The organism is Mangrovactinospora gilvigrisea (assembly GCF_001879105.1).
Taxonomy (GTDB): Bacteria; Actinomycetota; Actinomycetes; order Streptomycetales; family Streptomycetaceae; genus Mangrovactinospora; species Mangrovactinospora gilvigrisea.
Window position 1 is genome coordinate 1 of record NZ_MLCF01000116.1, and the last position, 20692, is coordinate 20692.

Below are 20692 nucleotides of genomic sequence, written 5' to 3' on the forward strand. Positions count from 1 at the left end.
GCGGCCATGAGTTGATCGTCCGTGAACTGGGTGCCACCGTCATCGAGGAGATCCGCCACGACGGGTAGGAGCAGCGAAGGGGTCATTCGGCCCTCTGAGCACGTAGGCTCGCGGTGGACGACGTCCCGGACGCCCGTCCCAGTGTGAGCAACAGAGTGTGAGCAACAGCGAGCCAGAGCCAGTCCAGCGAGTCAGGAGCGCGAGCGTGCTGCCAGGATTTCCAGGGGGCCAGCCCAATATGCAGGAGATGCTCCAGCAGGTGCAGCAGATGCAGGCGGACATCGCCCGCGTCCAGCAGGAGCTGGCCGACGCCACGGTGGACGGCACCGCGGGCGGCGGGCTGGTGAAGGCCACCGTCTCCGGCACCTGCGAGCTGAAGGCCCTGCAGATCGACCCCAAGGCGGTCGACCCGGAGGACACCGAGACCCTCGCCGACCTCATCCTCGCCGCCGTCCGCGAGGCCAACGGCAACGCCCAGCAGATGCAGGCCGAGAAGCTCGGCCCGTACCAGCAGATGCTGGGCGCGATGGGCGGCGGCGGCATGCCGGGCATGCCGTTCTGACGCACCCCACCGACTCCGACTCCCGAAACCCCGCGAAGGTCGCCGCACGATGTACGAGGGCGTGGTCCAGGACCTGATCGACGAGCTGGGCAGGTTGCCCGGCGTCGGTCCGAAGAGCGCGCAGCGCATAGCGTTCCATGTGCTGCAGGCCGACCCTGCCGACGTGCGCCGTCTCGCCGCGGCGCTGACCGAGGTGAAGGAGAAGGTGCGGTTCTGCGCGGTGTGCGGCAACGTCGCCCAGGAGGAGCACTGCCGCATCTGCGCCGACCCCCGCCGCGACGCCGCGGTGATCTGCGTGGTCGAGGAGCCCAAGGACGTGGTGGCGATCGAGCGGACGCGCGAGTTCCGCGGCCGCTACCACGTGCTGGGCGGGGCGATCAGCCCCATCGAGGGCGTCGGCCCGGAGGATCTGCGGATCCGCGAGCTGCTCGCCCGCCTGGCGGATGGCGCCGTCACCGAGCTGATCCTCGCCACCGACCCGAACCTCGAGGGGGAGGCGACGGCCACCTATCTGGCCCGCATGGTGAAGGCCATGGGCCTGAAGGTGACGCGCCTGGCCAGCGGCCTGCCCGTCGGGGGCGATCTGGAGTACGCGGACGAGGTCACCCTCGGCCGCGCCTTCGAAGGGAGACGACTCCTCGATGTCTGAGACCACCGAGATGACCGAGCCGAGCGAGCCGATGGAGTCGGCGGCGCTGTCGGAGGAGGCCGTCGATTCGTTCACCGTCGAGATCGCCGACCAGGTGGAGAGCTTCCTGGTCGCCGTCGACGAGATCGCCTCGGGCGAGGCGCCGGACTCGGCGATCTCCATGCTGCTGCTGGAGGTCTCGCAGCTGCTGCTGGCCGGCGGCCGGCTCGGCGCCATCGCCGACGTGGTGCCGGACGAGCGCTACGAGCCGGACACCGACCCCGACCCGGACGCCGACGAGCTGCGCGAGAAGCTCGGCGCGATGCTCGCCCCGATCGACGTCTACACCGAGGTCTTCGACCCCTACGCGCCGGCCGCGGGCAGTGTCACCCTGCGGCTGTCGGACGACCTCGCCGCGGTCGTCACCGATCTGCGCCACGGGCTGCAGCACTACCGCGCCGGGCATGCCCAGGAGGCGCTGTGGTGGTGGCAGTTCTCCTACCTCTCCAACTGGGGCTCGACGGCGATCGCGGTGCTGCGCGCGCTGCAGTCGCTGGTCTCGCACGTCCGCCTGGACAGCCCGCTGGGCGCCGTCCCGGACGGCCAGGACACCGATTCGGTGGCCGACGACGACCAGCTGGAGCAGCAGGCCGGCGACGTGATGCTGGAGGAGTTCTCGGATCTCGTCGGCGACGGCGAGGACGCGGGTGAGGAGCGTCACCACCCGGAGAAGAGCGCATAACCGGAGAGCGGTTGGGCAGAAGGGATTTCGGGTCCGGCGACGGCGGCGGACCCGAGTCGTTTTTCGGGCCGTACCCCGGAATGCGTGTTCCCCGCAGGCTGCCGCATGGTGTCCCAGCATGTGAGCTCGGCGAACCCGCTTCGGTCCGCTCGTTAGACTGGGCAAGCCGTTCAAAGGCAGTGACACAACATGCGAGGAGCGCACGTGGGCCTTGTCGTGCAGAAGTACGGGGGCTCATCCGTAGCGGATGCCGAGGGCATCAAGCGGGTCGCCCGCCGCATCGTCGACACCAAGAAGGCGGGCCACGAAGTGGTCGTCGTCGTCTCGGCGATGGGTGACACGACGGACGAGCTGATCGATCTCGCGCAGGAGATCTCCCCGATTCCGACGGGTCGGGAGTTCGACATGCTGTTGACGGCGGGCGAGCGCATTTCGATGTCGCTGCTCGCGATGGCGATCAAAAACCTGGGCCCGGAGGCGATGTCCTTCACCGGCAGCCAGGCCGGCGTGATCACGGACTCCTCCCACAACAAGGCCCGCATCATCGATGTGACACCGGGCCGGATCCGCTCCGCACTGGACCAGGGCGCGATCGCGATCGTCGCCGGCTTCCAGGGCGTCTCGCAGGACAGCAAGGACATCACCACGCTGGGCCGCGGCGGCTCGGACACCACCGCGGTGGCGCTGGCCGCCGCGCTCGACGCCGAGGTGTGCGAGATCTACACCGACGTCGACGGCGTCTTCACCGCCGACCCGCGCCTGGTGCCGATGGCCCGGAAGGTCGACGCGATCCCCTTCGAGGACATGCTCGAACTCGCGGCCCACGGCTCGAAGGTCCTGCTGGACCGGTGCGTGGAGTACGCGCGCCGCTACGACATCCCGATCCACGTCCGCTCCTCGTTCTCCGGCAAGCGGGGCACGTGGGTCGGCAAGCTGCCCGAAGGGGGCGCCATGGAGCAGGCGATCATCTCCGGTGTCGCCCACGACACGTCCGAGGCCAAGGTCACCGTCGTGGGAGTGCCGGACAAGCCGGGCGAGGCCGCCGGCATCTTCCGCACCATCGCGGACGCCGACCTCAACATCGACATGGTGGTGCAGAACGTCTCCGCCGCGTCGACCGGGCTGACGGACATCTCGTTCACGCTGCCGAAGACGGACGGGCACAAGGCGATCGAGGCGCTGCGCAAGGTGCAGGGCGCGGTCGGCTTCGAAACGCTCCGCTACGACGACCACATCGCGAAGATCTCCCTGGTCGGCGCCGGCATGCGGACCAACCCGGGCGTCACCGCGACCTTCTTCGAGGCGCTCTCCAACGCGGGCGTCAACATCGAGCTGATCTCCACCTCGGAGATCCGCATCTCGGTGGTGACGCGGGAGGACGACGTCGCCGAGGCGGTGCGCGCGGTCCACTCGGCCTTCGGCCTGGACAGCGACTCCGAGGAGGCCGTGGTCTACGGGGGCACCGGCCGCTGAGCTGACGCCGGCTCAGATCACGGATCGGACACAAGTGCAGACCCGGCGTCACCGTCGGGAACTCACAGCGTAGCTTTACGCGTCGCTGACATTGCGGCCCGATGCGGTAATCCCGCATCGGGCCGCAAAACTCTACTCCGGCGTACAACTCTTCGTGGGGGATACGTGTCCAACGGGCGTGGCAGAGACTCTGGGCCTGGCAGTCCCGCCCGCCGCTTTCCCGGTCTTCGGGAGCGGCGCGGCGGCGGTGCGCGTACCCCCGACCAGAACCTCCTCGCGGCCGGCGTCGTCGATGCGGCGTCCGTCCGCTGAGGCGGCCGATGTGCCCGAGGCCGATGGGCCCGGCGGACTCGGCGTTCCGCGGCAGCGCTCCGAGGCGGCCGCCGAAGAGGCGGCCGGCACCTCCGTCGACCTGCTGACGGAGACCTACCGCGCGCACTACCGCTCGCTGCTGGGCCTCGCCGCGCTGCTGCTGGACGACACCGCGTCCTGCGAGGACGTGGTGCAGGAGGCGTTCATCCGGGTGCACTCGGCGCGCAACCGCGTCCGCGACCCCGACAAGACGCTCGCCTACCTGCGGCAGACCGTCGTCAACCTGTCGCGCTCCACGCTGCGCCGGCGCATCACCGGCATGAAGCTGCTGAGCCGCACCCTCCCGGACGCGGCCAGCGCCGAGGAGCACGCCTACCAGACGATGGAGCGTGATGCGCTGGTCCGGGCGCTGCGTAAACTGCAGCGGCGTCAGCGGGAGGTGATCGCCCTGCGGTACTTCGCCGACCTGACGGAGGCGCAGACGGCGCAGGCGCTGGGGATCTCCACAGGATCCGTGAAGGCGTACTGCTCGCGGGGCATCAAGGCACTGAGGGGCACGTTGGAGGAGCAGTCGTGACGAGCGACCGGCCGACGAGCGGTGGGGATCCGTCGCCGACACCGGACGAGCCCGAACTGCCGGGCCTGGACGAGCTGCTGGACGAGGAGTGGCTGCGCGGTGCGCTGCACGGCGCGGCGGACGGCATCGAACCGCACCCGGAGGCGCTGCACAGGCTGCGCCGCGAGGTGCCGCACCGCCGCCGGCTGAAGCGGCGGGTGGTGCTGAGCGCGACGGCTGCGGTGGTGGTGTGCGCGGTGGGGGTGCCGCTGGCGCTGCATCCGTCGACGGCGCGGGTCGTGGCGGGCGGCATCGCGCCCGGGTCGGACCCGCAGAACAGCAGCTCGCGCACCCGCTACAGCCACCATCCGGCGGGCCAGGGCGCGGGCGGCGGCGCCAGCGCGTCAAACTCGGGGACGATCGGGGCGCCCGGCCAGCACGGCACGGCGCAGCCGCCGAGCGGCGCGCTGGGGCCGGGCGGGCAGCCGACGCCGGGCCCGGTGCTGCCGACGGCCGCGACGGGGACGGCGCCCTCGGCGTCGCCGTCGTCCTCCGGCGGGCCGGTGCTCGGGATGGACATGGCGTGCGGCCCGTCCGATCTGAGCGGCTCGGGGGCGGCGTCGTCCTCGGGGGGCTCCTTCACCTTCACCAACGTCTCCAAGCACTCCTGCAAGCTGAGCGGCTCGGGGAGCATGACGGCCACCTCCGGCACCTCGGTGAGCGGCGGTTCGGGCTTCGACAAGCTGACGGTCCCGACGGGCGGCAGCTTCACCGTGCGGTTCAGCTATGCGGCGGGCAGCGGCTGCGGGGCGTCGCCGAGCCCGGCGGCGTCCGGCGACTCGACCGACGCGGGCACGTCGGACGGCTCGGCGTCCGCTTCGTCGGTGACGGTCACCTATGCGCCGGCGGGCGGCGCGCCGGCGGCGAACGCGGGTATCGACGGGGTGTGCGGCGGGTCGGTGGCCTGGTCGGCGCCGAGCCGGTGAGGGCTGCCCGCCGGCGGGGCGCCCGAGGCGGACCCCGGCGTTCGCCCTGCGGTTGACGGTTTGTACCGTGGTGGGGTGGGCGTGTACCGGTTTTTGCTGAAGCCGCAGTGGGTGGCCCTGACCCTGCTGGTCGTGCTGGTCGTCCCGGCCTGTGTGGGCCTGGGCTTCTGGCAGTTGAGCCGGTACGAGGGCCGCGTCGCGCAGGGCAAGCACGAGAAGAAGCAGCTGGAGAGCGGCACCGCGGTGCCCGTCCGCTCGCTGCTGAGCGGCGACGGCGAGCTGACCTCCGCCGGCCAGAACCGCCTGGTGACGGTCTCCGGAAGCTATGACGCCGGGCACCAGCTGCTCGTCCCGGACCGCCAGGTGAACGGCCGCACCGGCTACTACGTGCTCACCATGGTGCGCGGCGTCGACGGCTCCTCCCGGGCGGTCCCGGTGGTGCGGGGCTGGACCGCGGCCAAGGATCGGGTGCCGGCGGCACCGGCGGGCCGCGTCACGGTGACGGGCACGCTGCGCGCGCCGGAGTCGGCGGACACCGTCGGCTCGGGCGCCAACGCCGCGCTGCCGTCCGGGCAGATCGGGATGATCGCCGGCTCCACGCTGGTGAACGCGCTGCCCTACTCGGTGGACGACGCCTATGTGGCGGCGAGCGGCGCCTCCGTCCCGGCCGGGCTGACCGCCGTGCCGATCGCGGACGACAGCAGCACCGGCAGCTTCACCGCCCGCGAGGCGCAGAACCTCGGCTACACCGGCGAGTGGTTCGTCTTCGCCGGGTTCGCCGTCTTCATGTGGTTCCGCTTCGTGCGCGGCCAGGCCGAGTCGGAGCGCGACCGGCTGCTGGGGATCACCGACGAGGCCGCCGAGCCGCGACCGGACCCGAGCCCGGCCGCCGCCCGCTGACCCCGGCGCGGAGAAGGCCGCTCAGCCGCGCGGCGCCGCGGTGCCCAGATGGGCCGCCGCGAAGGCCAGTTCGAGGCGCACCTGCTTGATCCGCTCGTCGACGACGAGCGAGCCGTGCCCCGCGTCGTATCGGTACACCTCGTGCGGCTTGCCGGACTTCTCCAGCCGGGCCACGTAGTTCTCGATCTGCCGGATGGGGCAGCGCGGATCGTTGGTGCCGGCGCTGATGAAGACCGGCGCCCGCACCGCCTCGACATAGGTGAGCGGCGAGGACGCCTCGAAGCGCTCGGGCACCTGCTCCGGGGTGCCGCCCAGCAGCGTGCGGTCGAGCGCCTTCAGGCCCTCCATCTCGTCGTGGTAGGCGGTGACGTAGTCGGCGACCGGGACGGCGGCGAGGCCCACCGCCCAGGACTCCGGCTGGGTGCCGAGCCCCAGCAGCGTCAGATAGCCGCCCCAGGAGCCGCCGGCGAGCACCAGCCGCTCCGGGTCGGCGAGACGTGAGGAGACGGCCCACTCCCGCACCGCCGCGATGTCCTCCAGCTCGATGAGGCCGACGCGGTGCTTCAGCGCGTCCGTCCACTCCTGGCCGTAGCCGGTGGAGCCGCGGTAGTTGATCCGCACCACGGCGTAGCCGTGGTCGACCCAGGCGGCCGGGCCGGGGGCGAAGGCGTCGCTGTCGTGCCAGGCCGGGCCGCCGTGGATCTCGAAGACGGTGGGGTGCGGGCCGGCGCCGAACTCGGCCGCGTCCGGCCGCTGGACGAGCGCGTGGACCTTGCCCCCGGGCCCGGCCACCCAGGCGTCCTCCACCGGGACGGACCCCGGGGCGCGCGGCCCCGGCGGCTCCAGCACCAGGTGCCCGGCGGTGGAGCGGACCTGCGAGGGCTCGGCGGCGGACGACCAGAGGTACTCCACGCTGCCGTCCGGCCGGGCGGTGGCGCCGGAGACCGAGCCGCTCGGCGTCTCCAGCCGCTCCAGCCGGCCCGCGGCGAGGTCGTAGCGGTAGAGCTCGCTGCGGGCGTGGTGGGTGTGCTCGACGAGCAGGGCGGAGCCGTCCGGGTACCACTCGGCCTGGACGTCGCCGGGCAGGCCCAGCTCGATCTCGCGCTGCTCGCCGGAGACCGGGTCCCAGACCATCGGCTCCCAGCGGCCGCGGCGCTGATGGGCCACCAGCATCCGGGTGTCGTCGGCGACCGGGGCGAACCCCAGGCAGGCGAGGCCGTGCGGCTCGGCCTGCCCGGTGACGTCGTCGAGGTCGGCGCGGGCGGCGCCGGTGGCGGCGTCCACCACGCGCAGCGAGGAGTGCATGGAGTCGCCGTGCTCGGTGTGCTCCAGGCAGAGCAGCCGCCCGTCGTGCGAGAGGTCGCCGACGCCGCCGGACTCCTGGTGGCGGTAGATCTCCTGCGGATCGGCGCCGGGGGAGCAGCGGAAGACGGTGGTGCCCTCGCCGTCGGTGGAGCGGCCGACGTAGGCGGTGCCGTCCCGGCCGAGCACCAGGCCGGCCGGGAAGGACGGACGCAGCCCGGGGACGGCCGCCTCGTCGGGGCCGCCGTCGAAGGGCTGGCGCTTCCAGACGCCGAACTCGTCGCCGTCGGTGTCGTCGAACCACCAGATGTGGCGGCCGTCGGGGGGCAGCACCGCGGAGGTGGTGCCGTTCGGACGGTCCGTCACCCGGCGCCGCTGGCCGGAGGCGCGGTCCCAGGCGTAGATCTCGAAGGTGCCGGTGGCGTTCGAGACGAAGGCGGCGCGGTCGGGGGCGTCCTCCGCCCAGTCGGGCAGGCTGATGCGGGCGGCGCGGTAGCGCTGCACCCAACGGGGTTCGCTCATGCCGTCCATCGTCGCAGCATCCGGGCCGTCCGCCGGGGCGCTCTCCGCAGCCTGTGGATAACCCGGTGCGGCCGGCGCGCGGCGCTTGCTAGGTTCCGGGGCCATGACCGCCACCCCCGATCCCGCCGACTGGCGCGAGCTCAACCGCGCGCACTGGGACGCCTCCACGCCCGTCCATGTCGCCAGCGACTTCTACGACCTGGCGGGGTTCCGGGCCGGCGCCGACCCGTTCGCCGTCCGCCCGTGGGAGCCCGAGGAGCTGGGCCCGGTGGACGGCCGCAGCCTGGTCCACCTGCAGTGCCACATCGGGACGGACACCCTCGGCTGGGCCCGCCGCGGCGCCCGCGTCACCGGCGTCGACCTGTCGCCGGAGTCCGTCAAGGCGGCCCGCAAGCTGGCCGCCGACATCGGCGCGGAGGGCGCCCGGTTCGTCGAGTCGGACGTCTACGCCGCGCCCGAGGCGCTGCACGGCGAGCGGTTCGACATCGTCTACACCGGCGTCGGCGCGCTGGTCTGGCTGCCCGACATGGCGGAGTGGGCGCGGGTGGTGGCGCGGCTGCTGAAGCCCGGCGGGGTCTTCTACATCTCCGAGTTCCACCCGATGAAGGACGTGGTGGCGGAGGACGGCCGCACCCTGGAGGGCGACTACTTCGGCCGCGAGCCGATGGTCTGCACGGGCGGCTGGACGTACACCGACGGGCCGGCGCTCGCCGAGGAGACCACCGGCGTGGAGTTCGTCCACCCGCTCGGCGACGTCGTCACCGCGCTGGCCGCGGCCGGCCTGCGGATCGAGCTGCTGCGGGAGCGGGACACCACCATGTTCCGGCGCTACCCCGCCCTGGTCCGCGGCGAGGACGGCCTCTACCGCTTCCCCGAGGACGGGGCCTACGCCCACCTCCCGCTGATGTACTCGCTGCGCGCCACCGCACCGCCGGCCCGGGCGTCGGAAACGGCCTGAGCGTCGCTCAGCCGGCGATCGCCTCGTAGGCGCTGAACCCGGCGAGCACCAGCATCAGCACCGCGGCGATGCGGGTGATCAGCCGGGCCGGCACCTTCTTCAGCAGCGCCTTGCCGCCGGTCACCGCGAGGGAGGCGACGGCGACCAGCGCCAGGAACGCGCCGATGCCGACGGCGATCGGGTCGTTGTACTTGGCGGCCATGTTGGCCGTCATGATCTGCGTCAGGTCGCCGAACTCGGCGATCAGGATGAGGCCGAAGGACGCGCCGAAGGCGGCGCCGAAGTTCCGCTTGCGGTCGTCCTTCTTCAGCTCCTCGTCCTCCTCGCCCTTCTGCAGCAGCAGCATCACGGCGCCGGCGAGGAACATCACCGCGACGATGCCCTGCAGCCAGCGGTGCGGCAGCAGCGCCAGCAGGCTGCCGGCCGCCAGCGCCAGCCCGACGTGCACGGCGAAGGCGGCGGAGACGCCCATCAGCACCCAGGACGCCTTGTAGCGGGTGGAGAGCATCAGGGTGGCGAGGGCCGTCTTGTCGGGCAGCTCGGCGAGGAACACCAACCCGAAGGTGATGCCGAGGACAGAGAGGCTCATGGGGACTTCCGTTCGGTCGGGCCGCCGCCCCGATCCGGCCCCGGGCTCCCGCTGGAGAATGAGAGGACGCATCGGCACGGCAGCGGGCATGCTGCCGGCCGAAGGTCTCGCTCAGCGCGCCCGCGGGCACGTCCCGGGCGCCGGGCCACCGTCTTCGGCGGCCAGTATGTCGACGTCCCGGCGAGGAGCTACTCCCCTTCGGATGGAACCCCTGAAGCCTACCCGACGCGCGGCGCCGCGGCTGGCAGCGGCGCCATTGGTCTGGGCCAATGTTGCGGGCGTGTCCGACCGGTTTGTCCTCGCTTCAAGGGGCCGCCGAGGGCATAGTGACGCCGTCACAGACCTGCCGCAGATGGGGGTTCCGCCATGCCGGAGATGCCGCACGCCTCGCGCCGCACGGTGCTGGGGGCCGCAGCCGCGATCGCCGTCGGGGCCGCGCTGCCCGCGGCCGCCGCGGGGAGCGCGCGGGCGGCCGCGTCCTACCCGCCCGTCCAGTACCACGGCTGGTCGGACGTGCCGGACTGGCTCTCGGGCGCGCGGGACGGCACGGAGCCGGTGTTCGGCCGCCGGCCCGGGATCGCCATCGGCCGGCCCGCCGGGACCACCACGTACACCGACCCGCACACCAGCACCACCGCATCCTGGGAGTACGGCACCTGGACGTCGCCGGTGCACCGGCTGCCGTTCGGCGCCACCGAGCTGGTCTCCTCCTGGAACGTGGACGCGCCCGCCGGGACGTGGATCCAGACCGAGCTGCAGGGCACCTACAACGACGGCAGCAGGACGCCGTGGTTCGTGATGGGCCGCTGGGCGTACCTGGACACCGACATCAAGCGCACCTCGGTGGACGGCCAGGACGACGGCCGCAGCGGGATCTCCACCGACACCTGGGCCATCGACGACGCCACCAGCGGCGCCACCATGACGGCGTACCAGCTGCGGCTCACCCTCTACCGCAAGCCCGGCACGGACGCCACGCCCACGGTGTGGCGGGTGGGCGCCTTCGCCTCCAACGTCCCGGGCCGCTTCGACGTCCCGGCGTCGGTGTTCGGGCTGAAGGGCGCCGTCGAGCTGAAGGTGCCGCGCTACTCGCAGGACATCCACTCCGGCCAGTACCCGCAGTACGACAACGGCGGCGAGGCCTGGTGCAGCCCCACCTCGTCCTCGATGGACGTGGCCTACTGGGGGCGCGGGCCGTCCAGGGCGGACGTGGCGTGGGTCGACCCGTCCTACGAAGACCCGCAGGTCGACTACGCGGCCCGCTACACCTACGACTACCAGTACGAGGGCTGCGGCAACTGGCCGTTCAACGCGGCCTACGCGGCGCACTACCGCGACATGAGCGCGGTGATCACCCAGCTGCGCTCGCTCAACGACGTGGAGACGCTGATCGCGGCCGGCATCCCGGTGATAACGTCCCAGTCCTTCTACGCGTCCGAGCTGGACGGCTCCGGGTACAGCACCTCGGGCCACCTGATGTGCCTGGTCGGGTTCACCGCGGACGGCGACGTGGTCGCCAACGACCCGGCGTCGCCGAACGACGACGCCGTCCGGCACGTCTACAAGCGCCACCAGTTCGAGACGATCTGGCTGCGCACCGAGCGCAAGCTCAGCAACGGCAAGACCGGCAGCGGCAGCGGCGGCGTGGCCTACGTCTACTGGCCGTGCTACCCGACGCCCCGGCAGCGGGCCGCGCTCGCCGCCGTGGGCATCCGCTGATCCGCAGCACCTCCGGCGCCGCGGCGCGGGCCCGTCAGGGCCTGGCCGCGGCGTTCGTGTACGGGTTGTTGCCGCCGCTGTCCTGACGGCCCGTCTGCAGGCCGTTGGTGAGCGCGGAGAGCGCGCCGAGCACGATGATGACGATCAGCAGCACCCGGGCGCCGCTGGAGAGCACCAGCGGGCGGGAGGCCGAGACGGGGGCCTGGTTCGGGTCCGCCGCGTCGCCGAAGATCTTCTTGGGGTAGGCCGAGGTCAGCATCGTGGTGTACGCGTAGTAGCGGAACTCGTAGCGCAGCACCGCGGTGCTGGCGCCCCAGAGCGGCTCGGGCGAGCGGCCCATGATCAGCACCACGATCCACCAGATGATGCAGATCGACCACCAGCCGCCGGTGAGCACCGTGCTGACGATCCAGCAGGGGATCAGCAGGATGATGCGGAAGAGCACGGCGAGCCGGTTGAGGGCGTCGGGCCGCGGGATGGTGATGCGCGCCGGGAAGTCCTCGGGGCTGGCCGGCTCGCTGAGCCGGAACGGCGGGTAGCGGTCCGTCAGCAGCATCGCCGAGGTGTTGAAGCGGACCTGGTACCCCAGGAACGAGCTGAGGAAGTCGAAGATCCAGTCGGGCAGCCGGCCGAGGATCAGCGCGGCGAACCATCCGATGACGGTGACGAAGAACGCCCCGATGCCGAGCACGATCAGCACGAGGATGTGCGGGATCAGCAGGATGATGCGGAAGAACACGCTGAGCCGGTTCTGGTGCGCCGGCGGGGTGAGGTCCAGCTCGGGCAGCGGCTCCGCGGGGACCGCGCCGAAGCCGGGCGGCGGCGGAGGTGCCTGCGGGTAGGGGTCGGGGCCGGGCGTGTCGGACATGCGGGCGCTCCTTCGGACGACGGTGCGTGGCGTGCCTCCCGTGCGTCGGCACGCCGGTGCGTCTGCGACGGGTGCGCCGCCTGGGGCGCATGTCGCAAACAGAAGGGTTCTACCCGCTTTCTGATCGGGTGTGGCGAATGTCGCCCGGCGTCCGGGTGAACTGCGGCGCGGCGCATTGACGCGCACCTCCGATGTCCGCGCCTTCTGGCCTTTCCGGGACTTCGTTGTCCGCCTGCCGGAATCCCGTCCACCGGGGCGCGCAACTACCGGTAGGGTTCGTGCTCCTGACGGGCTGTCGGCTCGGGCCGGCCCGAATCGGCTCGAACCCGACGCGACCCGAGGGGGCCGCACGCCGCGGAACGGGTAGGAACTGTTCCGGAGGTGGAGTTCGCAGCGGGGACCGGAGGGCACGACATTGGATTCGAGAGTGGGGGCGAGAGAGTGAGGCCCGCATGTCCGACGATGGCCGCAGATCCGGCTCCGGCCGGGCGCAGCTGACCTCTGCGCTGGTGGCCGCGCTGGTCCTGGTACTGGTCGCCGCCTGGTTCTTCCATTGGCTGACCGCCTGAGGAGGTCGCCCGACGTGCCGGTGCCACCCCCGGTACCGGCACATACGTCCGATCGCTACTGGCTCCCGAGTGCCTTCTGGGCCCGGGGCCAGTTCTGCTTCAGCTTGTCGAGGTACGAGGAGACCTGCGGCCCGGCCGAGGACCCCGCGGCGACCGCGCGCATGGTGCCGGCGCCCCCGTTGTAGCCCAGCGCCAGCAGCTCGTCCGCGGTGTAGCGGCCGTGCCCGGCGCCGGACGGCAACTGGGCGCGCAGGTCGTGCAGGAACCAGGCGGCCGCGGTGACCGCCAGCTTCGGATCGTCCGGCAGCCGGTCCCAGCTGCTCCCGCCGAGCTGCTTGGGATGGTTGGCCCTGGTCTCCTCGAAGGCTGCCTTGTGCATGTTGGCGATGCCGAAGGAGGCGTCCGGCTTCCACTTCTGCCAGGCGCGCTCCACGTCGCCGCCGTGCGGCTTGTAGTCCTCGTTGTAGAGGATCGCCATCAGCAGCTTGGGGTCGATGCCGGCGGCGCGGGCCTCGCGGGCGGCGATCGGGGCGTAGGGCGTGGGGTCCTGACTGACCGTCGAGGTCGGGGACGGCGACGCCGAGGGGGCGGCCGTCCCGCCCTTCGCCCCGCCGGAGGCCGAGGTCGAGGCCGACTGGGTCTCGGCGGCGTGGCATCCCGCCAGCGCGAGGGCGGCGGCCGCGACGACCGCCGCGGCGCCGGCGGCGGTGCGGGCGGCCCGGGTGCGCGTCCCCTGGGGATCCATGTGACCAACGTACCGAATCGGCGCGGATCCGCCGCTCCGATTTATGTTGTAGACTACAACCTTGTTGGTGGGTTGTATTTACCAACCTTCATCGTCAACCCGTATGCAGCGAAAGGATCGTGGCCCGCGATGGCCGGACAATCCCACGCCACCCTCGACCGCTCCGGCCTCGTCCATCTGGCGGTCCACCTCGTCACCCCGGTGCTGATGTGCCTCGGCATGGGCCTCGCCTACCTGGGCGCCTTCCACTCGCCGCAGGCCCACGACGTGCCGGTGGCGCTGATCGGGCAGGGATCGCGGACGGCCGTCGCCGCGCAGGCGCTCGCCGGGCAGTCGGACGGGCAGCTGAAGGTGAGCACCGTCCCCTCCCGGGCCGCGGCCGTCGCCCAGGTGAAGGACCGCACGCTGGTCGCCGCCTATCTGCCGCAGTCGGCGTCGTCCACGCCGACCGTGCACCGCTCCGAGCTCATCGTCGCCGGCGCCAACTCCGACACCGCGAAGATCGCCGCGCAGCAGGTCTTCGGCGACATCGCCGTGCGGCAGGGCACCGTGATGAGCACCACCGACGTGGTGCCCACGGCGAAGGGCGACGGCTCCGCGCAGAGCCTCTTCTTCCTGCTGGTGATGCTGAGCATCGGCTCCTACGGCTCGGTCGCGGTGATCGGCGCGGCCGCGGGCGGGCTGCGGCTGCGGGTGCGGGCCGCCATCGCCGGCGCCGTCGCACTGGTCGTCAGCGGGCTGGGCGCGCTGCTCGCCGGGCCGGTCTTCCACCTCGTCGACCACGACCTGGCGGGCGTCTGGGCGATGGCGCTGGTCTACTCGCTCGCCGTCGTCTCCATCGGCGTCGGCCTGCACGCCTTCCTCAAGCGCTGGACGACGCTGATCGTGATGGCGCTCTTCGTGATGCTCAACTTCACCTCGGCCGGCGGGGTCTTCCCGCCCTACCTGCAGAACGGCTTCTTCGGGGCGCTGCACTCCTTCTGGATCGGCTCCGGCTTCGTCGAGGGCGTCCGCAACCTGCTCTACTTCGACGGCACGGTCGGCATCGCCCGCCAGCTCGCCACCCTGCTGATCTGGCTCGCCGCCGGGGTGCTGGCGCTCTGCGCGGCCGGGCTCGCCGAGCGGGCCGCCCGGCGCCGCGCCGAGGGCGCCGCGCGCCGCGAGTCGGCGGCGGTGACCGAGGCGCTGGAGGCCGGCCGGCGGGAGGGCCGGGACACCGCGATGGTCGACGTCGCCGCCGTCGCCCAGGCGGCGGCGCGGGCCGCGGCGTCCCCGGGAGGGGCCGCCGCGCGGACGCCGTACAGCCGCTCCGGCGAGGAGGAGATGGAGGAGACGGTCGGCGTCTGAGGCGGCGGCCCGACTGGGCCGCCCGTGAGACGCCCCTTGACTCCGGGTCGGCCGATGGCGTGGGGTGAGCGGGAATCCTGTCGAGGAGGACGAGGACGCATGCCCATTCCCACGCTCACCTTCGGACGCACCGGCCACCGCAGCACCCGCATCGTCTTCGGGGCCGCCGCGCTGTCCGAGGTCACCCAGGACGAGGCCGACGCCACCCTGGACCTCATCCGCCGGCACGGCGTCAACCACATCGACACCGCCGCCAGCTACGGCGCGGCCGAGGACCGCCTCGGGCCGTTCCTGGAGCGGCACCGCGACGAGTTCTTCCTCGCCACCAAGACCGGCGAGCGCACCCGGGACGCCGCCTGGGCCGAGATCAACCGCTCCCTGGAGCGGATGCGCGTCGACAACGTCGACCTCATCCAGCTGCACAACCTGGTCGACGAGGAGGAGTGGCGCACCGCCTTCGCGCCCGGCGGCGCCCTGGAGGCCGCCGTCCGCGCCCGCGACGAGGGCCTGGTCAAGCACATCGGCGTCACCGGGCACGGCGTCACCGTCGCCCGCCAGCACCTGCGCTCGCTCGGCGAGTTCGACTTCGACTCGGTGCTGCTGCCCTACAACTTCCCGATGACCCACAACGCGCAGTACATCGAGGACTTCGAGAAGCTGCTGGCGCTCTGCGGCGAGCGGAACGCCGCCGTGCAGACCATCAAGGCGATCACCCGCGCGCCCTGGGCGGACGGCCAGCAGCACACCGCCGCCACCTGGTACGCCCCGCTGGACGACCAGGACGCCATCGACACCGCGGTGGGCTGGGTGCTGGGCCGGCCCGGCATCACCCTCAACACCGTCGGCGACATCCACATCCTGCCCAAGGTGCTGGACGCCGCCGAGCGCTTCACCGCCCGCCCCGACGGGGAGGCGATGCGCGCCCTGGAGGAGCGCTGGGGGATGGCGCCGCTCTTCACCTGAGGTTCTCCACCCGGCCGCCGCGCCTGCTAGGGTCGTCCGCATGATCTGTCGGGTACGACGCTATTGGCGCTTTGCACTGGCTCCGGGTGGAGCCGGTCGCGTGATGCGCTGATCGTCGAACCCACCCGGAGCCAGCAGGGCAGAGGCATTTCGCCTCTGCCCTTTCGCCATTGAGGCGGACGGCCCGGGTGGAACCACCGGCACGGAGACGTCCCGCCTCGCCTCACCCCAGAAGGCGGGACCCACCCCATGCGCACCACCACCCCCCTCGCGACCGGCGATCTGCGGATCACCGGCATCCGGCCGCTCGATCCGCCGGCCGCCGTCCTCGGCGAGCTGCCGCTGGACGAGGCGCGGGCCGGCGTCGTCCGCGAGGGACGCCGCCAGGCCGCGGACATCCTGACCGGCGCCGACGACGACCGGCTGCTGGTCCTCGTCGGCCCGTGCTCCGTCCACGACCCGGCCGCCGCCCTCGACTACGCCCGCCGCCTCGCGGCCGTCGCCGCCGAGCTGCGCGACGAGCTGTGCATCGTGATGCGCGTCTACTTCGAGAAGCCCCGCACCACCCTGGGCTGGAAGGGCCTCATCAACGACCCGCACCTGGACGGCTCGCACGACGTCTCGCACGGCCTGCGGCTCGCCCGCGGGGTCCTGCTCGACGTGCTGGCCACCGGGCTGCCGGCCGGCTGCGAGTTCCTGGAGCCGGTGAGCCCGCAGTACATCGCCGACACCGTCTCCTGGGGCGCGATCGGCGCCCGCACCCCGGAGAGCCAGGTGCACCGGCAGCTCGCCTCCGGGCTGTCGATGCCGGTCGGCTTCAAGAACGCCATGGACGGGGACGTCCGCCCGGCGCTGGACGGCTGCCGCGCGGCCGCCGGCGAGCACACCTTCATGGGCGTGGACGGCAGCGGCTCGGCGTCCATCGTCTCCACCGCCGGCAACCCCGACTGCCATCTGATCCTGCGCGGCGGCCGCTCCGGGCCCAACCACGGGCCGGCGCCGGTGCGTTCCGCCCTCGACGCGCTGGCCGCGGCCGGGATGCCGGAGCGCCTGGTGATCGACGCCAGCCACGGCAACAGCGGCAAGGACCACCTCCGCCAGGCGGAGGTGGTCCGGGAGGTCGCCGCGCGGATCGCGGGCGGCGAGCGGGGGATCGCCGGGCTGATGATCGAGAGCTTCCTGGAGCCCGGCCGGCAGGAGCCGGGCCCGCTGGCCACCCTCGACTACGGCCGGAGCGTCACCGACGCGTGCATCGGCTGGCCGGAGACCGACGCGCTGCTCCACGAGCTGGCCGCGGCCGTCAGGGGTGGTAGATCTCGGTGACCGAGTCGGCGATGCCGTGGCCGTCGAGGACGACCTGGACGCGGACCGAGTCCATCTTGGCGGCCTTCTCCAGCTGGGCCTCGGTGCAGCGGGTGGTGCCCAGGTCGCGGCCGTTGATGGTGACGCTGCCGTCGGCCGGGCCGCAGATCGCGGCGGCGCCGAGGACGACGGTCTGCGTCGAGGTGAAGAAGCCCTGCTCGATGCCGCCGCCGTCGGGGGCGACGGTCATCTTGCCGGGGGCCAGGTACTTCAGCACCCCGTCGATGGTCCGTCCGGTGCCGGTGCCGGTGCCGGTGCCGGTGCCTGTGTTGCCGCTGCCGCTGCCGCTGCCGCCGGACGCCGGGGTGGTGCGGGAGCCCCCGCCCTGGTGGCCGGAGGTCGGGGCCGCGGTGTGCTGCCCGGCGGTGCTGCCGGTGCTGCCGGAGCCGGCGTGCGAGCCGCCGGAGGCGGACTTGCCGCCCGTCCCGGAGCCGCCCATGCCGTCGGCGCCGTTCCCCGCGGACGCGGACGCGGAGGCCGAGGCGGACACCTTGCCGTTCGAACCCCCGGCGCTCACCGAGCCGTTGGCGCTGCCGGAGCCGCAGGCGGTGGCGGCGAGGCCGAGCGCGGTGACGGCGAGGAGGGATCCGGCCACGCGGCGCGCGGCACGGCTGCGGAGACGGGCGGCGGGAGCGGTGGCGTTCATGGCGGGTCCTCCGGCGGAGAAGTCGTTGTCGTGCTCGCTGACAAGAACAACTCTGCGGGGGGCGGCTAACGCCGCGCTAATGACCGCGGCGGCGGCGACAACGTCCCGGTAACCCGCTCGGACACGGGGGTTCCGCGGGCCCACGTTCCGCGAGCCGGGCTTCCCCGGTACCGGAGGGCCTGGGAGGCTGTGCACGGCGGTCGGGCAGCCGATGCCGGCCGCCGGGACAGGGAGGGGCACCACCATGAGCGGGCTCGACGCCGGCGACGCGGAGATCGACGAGGCCCGGGCCGCGCAGGCGGAGCAGCGCATCCTGCGCGGGGAGCGGCGGCGCCGGACGGTGGTGCGACCCGTCCTCGGCACCATCGGAGTCGTCGGCACGGCGGTGATGTGGCCCGGCAGCCGGATCCTCTACCCGTCCGTGGCGCTGCCGCTCTTCGTGCTCACCGCGCTGGCGGCGGTGGTCGTGGTGCCGCCCCGGGTTCCGCTGGCGCGGCGTCAGCTGCTCGTCGCCACCACGGCCTTCCTCTACCTCGGCGCGCTGCTGCTGCCGCTCGCCCACGCCACCGCCGTGGCCCCGGTGCTGCCCTATGTCGGTGCGGCCGCGGTGGGCGAGCGCTACGCCTCCCGGCGGGCGGCGCTCGGGGTGGGCGCCTCGGCGGCGGTCGTCGCCGCGCTGGGGACGCTGCTGGTGGAGCACCTCCAACCGTCCGACCTGCAGTGGCCCTGGTGGGTGGCGCTGACGGTGGGTCTGCCCGTCAACATCGGGATGGCCGCCCGGGACCGGCACGATGCGCTGACCAGCGCCCGGCGCGCGGCGGAGGAGGCACGCCGGGCCACGGACTCCGAGGCGCGCGAGGCGGCGCTGCTGGAGCGCGGCCGGATCGCCCGGGAGATCCACGACGTGCTGGGGCACTCGCTCTCCGGCATCGCCGTCCAACTCGACCTGGCCGCCGCGCTGCACGTCCGCGGCCGCGACGAGGAGGCCGCGGCGGCGGCCGGCCGGGCCAGGGCGCTCGCCGTGGACAGCATCGGCGAGACCCGGCGGGCGGTGCACGCGCTCCGCGAGGGGACGCCGCCGCTCTCGGAGGCGCTGCGCCGGCTCGCCGAGCACGGCACGGTGCGGCTGTCGGTGGAGGTCGCCGACGGCGAGGACGTCGACGACCTGGGCGCGGACGCGACGCACGCGGTGCTGCGCGCCGCCCAGGAGGGGCTCACCAACGCGGCCAAGTACGCGCCGGGCGCGGAGCGCCGGGTGCGGCTGGAGGCGACCGCGGCGCGGGTGGTGCTGGCGGTGGAGAACGGGCCGGCGACCCGGGAGGCCTCCCCGGAGCTGGCGGTCGGCGGCGGCACCGGCCTGGCGTCGATGCGCGAGCGCGCCGAACTGCTGGGCGGCACGCTCGCCGCGGGCCCGGCGCCGGACGGCGGGTGGACGGTGCGGCTGGAGCTGCCGCGCTGATCGGCCGCGCTGATCGGCCGCGTTGGTCGGCCGCGTTGGTCAGGAGTGCTGGTCGGACGCGTTGGTCAGCCGCGCACCAGGAACCCCAGGCAGGAGAGCGCCAGGACCACCGGGACGGTGAACCCGGCGGCCATGCACGCCGGCGTCCAGCGCGGCTTGACGTACATCAGCACGGCCAGGCCGAGGGCGATCAGCGGCGGGCCGAACCCGGACAGGTCCGTCACCCAGCCGTAGGACGCCTGGCAGAGCAGGCCGTCGGAGGGCCGGTAGCAGGCGTCGGTGCTGAAGGCGAGGAAGAAGGTGACCCAGAACGCCGCGAACCCGCCGAGCAGCACCATGGCGACGGCGCCGAGGGCCTTGCCCGCGGTGGCGGCGCGGCGGGCGGGCGTCCGGGGCAGCTGCTGGATCTGCGTCATACCGCGAACCTACGGTCCGCCCCGGCCCCGTCCCATCCGCCGCGCCCCCCAGGCGGGCTGAGTACCCGGCACTGAGTACCCGGCACTGAGTACCCGCCGCCCCCTCGGGTGCCGCGGGCCCCTACAGCCCGTTGAAGTACAGGTCGACCTCGCCGCCGCTGCTGCTCGGGTTGACCACCTCGGTGGAGGGCGCGTTGCTGTTGCCCGTCCAGGAGAGGGTGGACGGCGGGGTGTAGCCGGGCTGGTCGGTGAGCTTGATGCTGCGCATCGCCACGTCCTTGGCGTTCGGGTTCTTCGTCGCGTCGCCGTTGGTGTAGGGCTCGAAGCACTCGATGACGCCGTCGGCCGGGCTGGTCCGCTGCACCGTCACATCGGCGGCCGGGTAGCCGGCGAACGACTCCTTGTAGGTGTAGGTGCCGTTGGCGGCGGAGACGAAGGTGATGGTGCCGGTGAGGGTCTGCCCCGGCGAGACGCTGTGGTAGGTGCCGTGGGCGTACTTGCCGCCCACGTAGTACCAGTTGGCGATCTGGTAGGCGGCGGTGCCGTTGCCCCACTGCAGGACGGGCTGGAGGGCGCCGCCGGCGAGGCCGTTCCAGATGAAGAAGGTGGTGGTGCTGGTGGAGTCGGAGGGCTTCGGCGGCACCGTCCAGGTGGTGCTGAAGGACTGGATGTGCTGCTGGCCCCAGTCGGCCGGGCAGTTGCCGCCGAGCTGGGTGGCGGGGACGCGCCGCGGGGCGGAGGCCGCGGCGTTCGCGGTGGCCTTCCCCAGGTGGGCGAGCACCCGGTGGGTGCGGACGTCGATCTTCTCCACCTGGCCGTGCGCCACCCGCAGCGTCTGGCCCTTGCCGACCGCCACCACCTGGGAGCGGGGTATGTGCCCGTAGGGCGTGTTGACGGTGCCGGCGGCCGGCACCGCGCGCACCGCGGCGGCGTGCGGGGCGTCGGCGTGCGCCGGGGCGGCCGCGCTGTGCACGGCGGTGTACCCGACCGCCAGGGCGGCGGCCGCGCCGGCGGCGAGCAGCGCCCGGCGGGAGCGGGTGCGGCGGTGGCGGGCGGGGGCTGCGGGGG

The 20692-nt window shown here is 73.2% G+C and carries 20 protein-coding genes; 13 read left to right on the forward strand and 7 right to left on the reverse strand.

Going from position 1 to position 20692, the window contains the following annotated elements; genetic code table 11:
* The first annotated feature begins 205 nt into the window (after window positions 1–205).
* The 7 genes from BIV57_RS18565 to BIV57_RS18595 all read left to right on the forward strand — a co-directional run bounded on the left by BIV57_RS18565 (window position 206) and on the right by BIV57_RS18595 (window position 6159).
* The gene (locus BIV57_RS18565; RefSeq protein WP_071657972.1) at window positions 206–562 is read left to right on the forward strand and encodes a YbaB/EbfC family nucleoid-associated protein; all 357 of its coding nucleotides are present in this window, start codon (window positions 206–208) and stop codon (window positions 560–562) included.
* 49 nt (window positions 563–611) lie between these two features.
* Window positions 612–1211 (forward strand): recombination mediator RecR, encoded by a 600-nt coding sequence (gene recR, locus BIV57_RS18570; RefSeq protein ID WP_071657973.1) that lies wholly within the window; start codon window positions 612–614, stop codon window positions 1209–1211.
* A 31-nt stretch (window positions 1212–1242) separates the two neighbouring features.
* Window positions 1243–1932 (forward strand): DUF5063 domain-containing protein, encoded by a 690-nt coding sequence (locus BIV57_RS18575; RefSeq protein WP_071657987.1) that lies wholly within the window; start codon window positions 1243–1245, stop codon window positions 1930–1932.
* A gap of 204 nt (window positions 1933–2136) precedes the next feature.
* The gene (locus BIV57_RS18580) at window positions 2137–3405 is read left to right on the forward strand and encodes an aspartate kinase (RefSeq protein WP_071657974.1); all 1269 of its coding nucleotides are present in this window, start codon (window positions 2137–2139) and stop codon (window positions 3403–3405) included.
* 292 nt (window positions 3406–3697) lie between these two features.
* The gene (locus BIV57_RS18585) at window positions 3698–4294 is read left to right on the forward strand and encodes a SigE family RNA polymerase sigma factor (RefSeq protein WP_079170466.1); all 597 of its coding nucleotides are present in this window, start codon (window positions 3698–3700) and stop codon (window positions 4292–4294) included.
* The gene (locus BIV57_RS18590; RefSeq protein WP_071657976.1) at window positions 4291–5259 is read left to right on the forward strand and encodes a hypothetical protein; all 969 of its coding nucleotides are present in this window, start codon (window positions 4291–4293) and stop codon (window positions 5257–5259) included. Before BIV57_RS18585 ends, BIV57_RS18590 begins: the two co-directional genes overlap by 4 nt.
* A gap of 75 nt (window positions 5260–5334) precedes the next feature.
* Window positions 5335–6159: an SURF1 family protein gene (locus BIV57_RS18595; protein WP_245797798.1), complete on the forward strand. Its 825-nt coding sequence runs from the start codon at window positions 5335–5337 to the stop codon at window positions 6157–6159.
* Between the two features lie 21 nt (window positions 6160–6180).
* Here the strand turns inward: BIV57_RS18595 and BIV57_RS18600 are convergent, their stop codons facing one another.
* Complete coding sequence (locus BIV57_RS18600) at window positions 6181–7992, reverse strand: S9 family peptidase (protein WP_071657977.1); 1812 nt, start codon at window positions 7990–7992, stop codon at window positions 6181–6183.
* 94 nt (window positions 7993–8086) lie between these two features.
* Here BIV57_RS18600 and BIV57_RS18605 point away from each other — a divergent pair, with 94 nt between their 5' ends.
* Window positions 8087–8941 carry a class I SAM-dependent methyltransferase gene (locus tag BIV57_RS18605; RefSeq protein WP_071657978.1) on the forward strand — a complete coding sequence of 285 codons (855 nt, stop codon included), beginning with the start codon at window positions 8087–8089 and terminating at the stop codon, window positions 8939–8941.
* 7 nt (window positions 8942–8948) lie between these two features.
* Here the strand turns inward: BIV57_RS18605 and BIV57_RS18610 are convergent, their stop codons facing one another.
* Window positions 8949–9530: a TMEM165/GDT1 family protein gene (locus BIV57_RS18610; RefSeq protein WP_071657979.1), complete on the reverse strand. Its 582-nt coding sequence runs from the start codon at window positions 9528–9530 to the stop codon at window positions 8949–8951.
* A gap of 366 nt (window positions 9531–9896) precedes the next feature.
* Here BIV57_RS18610 and BIV57_RS18615 point away from each other — a divergent pair, with 366 nt between their 5' ends.
* Entirely contained in the window at window positions 9897–11249 is a 1353-nt protein-coding gene (locus BIV57_RS18615) for a C39 family peptidase (RefSeq protein ID WP_419185730.1), read from the forward strand.
* A gap of 34 nt (window positions 11250–11283) precedes the next feature.
* Here the strand turns inward: BIV57_RS18615 and BIV57_RS18620 are convergent, their stop codons facing one another.
* Window positions 11284–12117: a DUF4389 domain-containing protein gene (locus BIV57_RS18620; RefSeq protein WP_079170467.1), complete on the reverse strand. Its 834-nt coding sequence runs from the start codon at window positions 12115–12117 to the stop codon at window positions 11284–11286.
* Window positions 12118–12741: 624 nt separating this feature from the next.
* Complete coding sequence (locus BIV57_RS25365) at window positions 12742–13431, reverse strand: lysozyme family protein (RefSeq protein ID WP_071657980.1); 690 nt, start codon at window positions 13429–13431, stop codon at window positions 12742–12744.
* A 129-nt stretch (window positions 13432–13560) separates the two neighbouring features.
* On the opposite strand from BIV57_RS25365, the gene BIV57_RS18630 reads away from it, so the two are divergent.
* The 3 genes from BIV57_RS18630 (at window position 13561) to BIV57_RS18640 (ending at window position 17064) form a co-directional block, all read left to right on the forward strand.
* Entirely contained in the window at window positions 13561–14778 is a 1218-nt protein-coding gene (locus BIV57_RS18630) for a hypothetical protein (RefSeq protein WP_071657981.1), read from the forward strand.
* Between the two features lie 99 nt (window positions 14779–14877).
* A complete protein-coding gene (locus BIV57_RS18635; protein WP_071657982.1) occupies window positions 14878–15741 on the forward strand; it encodes an aldo/keto reductase in 864 nt (287 codons plus the stop codon).
* Between the two features lie 249 nt (window positions 15742–15990).
* Window positions 15991–17064: a 3-deoxy-7-phosphoheptulonate synthase gene (locus BIV57_RS18640; RefSeq protein WP_071657983.1), complete on the forward strand. Its 1074-nt coding sequence runs from the start codon at window positions 15991–15993 to the stop codon at window positions 17062–17064.
* Here BIV57_RS18640 and BIV57_RS18645 read toward each other — a convergent pair.
* Window positions 17042–17749, reverse strand: a complete 708-nt coding sequence (locus tag BIV57_RS18645; protein WP_071657984.1) for a hypothetical protein — start codon at window positions 17747–17749, stop codon at window positions 17042–17044. The genes BIV57_RS18640 and BIV57_RS18645 overlap by 23 nt on opposite strands.
* A gap of 244 nt (window positions 17750–17993) precedes the next feature.
* Here BIV57_RS18645 and BIV57_RS26495 point away from each other — a divergent pair, with 244 nt between their 5' ends.
* Window positions 17994–19208 carry a sensor histidine kinase gene (locus BIV57_RS26495; RefSeq protein ID WP_079170468.1) on the forward strand — a complete coding sequence of 405 codons (1215 nt, stop codon included), beginning with the start codon at window positions 17994–17996 and terminating at the stop codon, window positions 19206–19208.
* A gap of 65 nt (window positions 19209–19273) precedes the next feature.
* Here the strand turns inward: BIV57_RS26495 and BIV57_RS18655 are convergent, their stop codons facing one another.
* Together BIV57_RS18655 and BIV57_RS25370 are read right to left on the reverse strand one after the other, a co-directional pair.
* Window positions 19274–19624, reverse strand: a complete 351-nt coding sequence (locus tag BIV57_RS18655) for a hypothetical protein (protein WP_071657985.1) — start codon at window positions 19622–19624, stop codon at window positions 19274–19276.
* 121 nt (window positions 19625–19745) lie between these two features.
* A partial coding sequence (locus BIV57_RS25370) for a hypothetical protein (RefSeq protein WP_071657986.1) occupies window positions 19746–20692 on the reverse strand: 947 nt, incomplete at its 5' end.

What these genes read in the sequence shown, in the direction of transcription:
- recR (WP_071657973.1), top strand. Translation starts at nt 612, where the DNA reads ATGTACGAGGGCGTGGTCCAGGACCTGATCGACGAGCTGGGCAGGTTG.
- BIV57_RS18575 (WP_071657987.1), top strand. Translation starts at nt 1,243, where the DNA reads ATGGAGTCGGCGGCGCTGTCGGAGGAGGCCGTCGATTCGTTCACCGTC.
- BIV57_RS18585 (WP_079170466.1), top strand. Translation starts at nt 3,698, where the DNA reads ATGCGGCGTCCGTCCGCTGAGGCGGCCGATGTGCCCGAGGCCGATGGG.
- BIV57_RS18600 (WP_071657977.1), bottom strand. Translation starts at nt 7,992, where the DNA reads ATGGACGGCATGAGCGAACCCCGTTGGGTGCAGCGCTACCGCGCCGCC.
- BIV57_RS18605 (WP_071657978.1), top strand. Translation starts at nt 8,087, where the DNA reads ATGACCGCCACCCCCGATCCCGCCGACTGGCGCGAGCTCAACCGCGCG.
- BIV57_RS18610 (WP_071657979.1), bottom strand. Translation starts at nt 9,530, where the DNA reads ATGAGCCTCTCTGTCCTCGGCATCACCTTCGGGTTGGTGTTCCTCGCC.
- BIV57_RS18615 (WP_419185730.1), top strand. Translation starts at nt 9,897, where the DNA reads ATGCCGGAGATGCCGCACGCCTCGCGCCGCACGGTGCTGGGGGCCGCA.
- BIV57_RS18620 (WP_079170467.1), bottom strand. Translation starts at nt 12,117, where the DNA reads ATGTCCGACACGCCCGGCCCCGACCCCTACCCGCAGGCACCTCCGCCG.
- BIV57_RS25365 (WP_071657980.1), bottom strand. Translation starts at nt 13,431, where the DNA reads ATGGATCCCCAGGGGACGCGCACCCGGGCCGCCCGCACCGCCGCCGGC.
- BIV57_RS18630 (WP_071657981.1), top strand. Translation starts at nt 13,561, where the DNA reads ATGGCCGGACAATCCCACGCCACCCTCGACCGCTCCGGCCTCGTCCAT.
- BIV57_RS18635 (WP_071657982.1), top strand. Translation starts at nt 14,878, where the DNA reads ATGCCCATTCCCACGCTCACCTTCGGACGCACCGGCCACCGCAGCACC.
- BIV57_RS18640 (WP_071657983.1), top strand. Translation starts at nt 15,991, where the DNA reads ATGCGCACCACCACCCCCCTCGCGACCGGCGATCTGCGGATCACCGGC.
- BIV57_RS18645 (WP_071657984.1), bottom strand. Translation starts at nt 17,749, where the DNA reads ATGAACGCCACCGCTCCCGCCGCCCGTCTCCGCAGCCGTGCCGCGCGC.
- BIV57_RS26495 (WP_079170468.1), top strand. Translation starts at nt 17,994, where the DNA reads ATGAGCGGGCTCGACGCCGGCGACGCGGAGATCGACGAGGCCCGGGCC.
- BIV57_RS18655 (WP_071657985.1), bottom strand. Translation starts at nt 19,624, where the DNA reads ATGACGCAGATCCAGCAGCTGCCCCGGACGCCCGCCCGCCGCGCCGCC.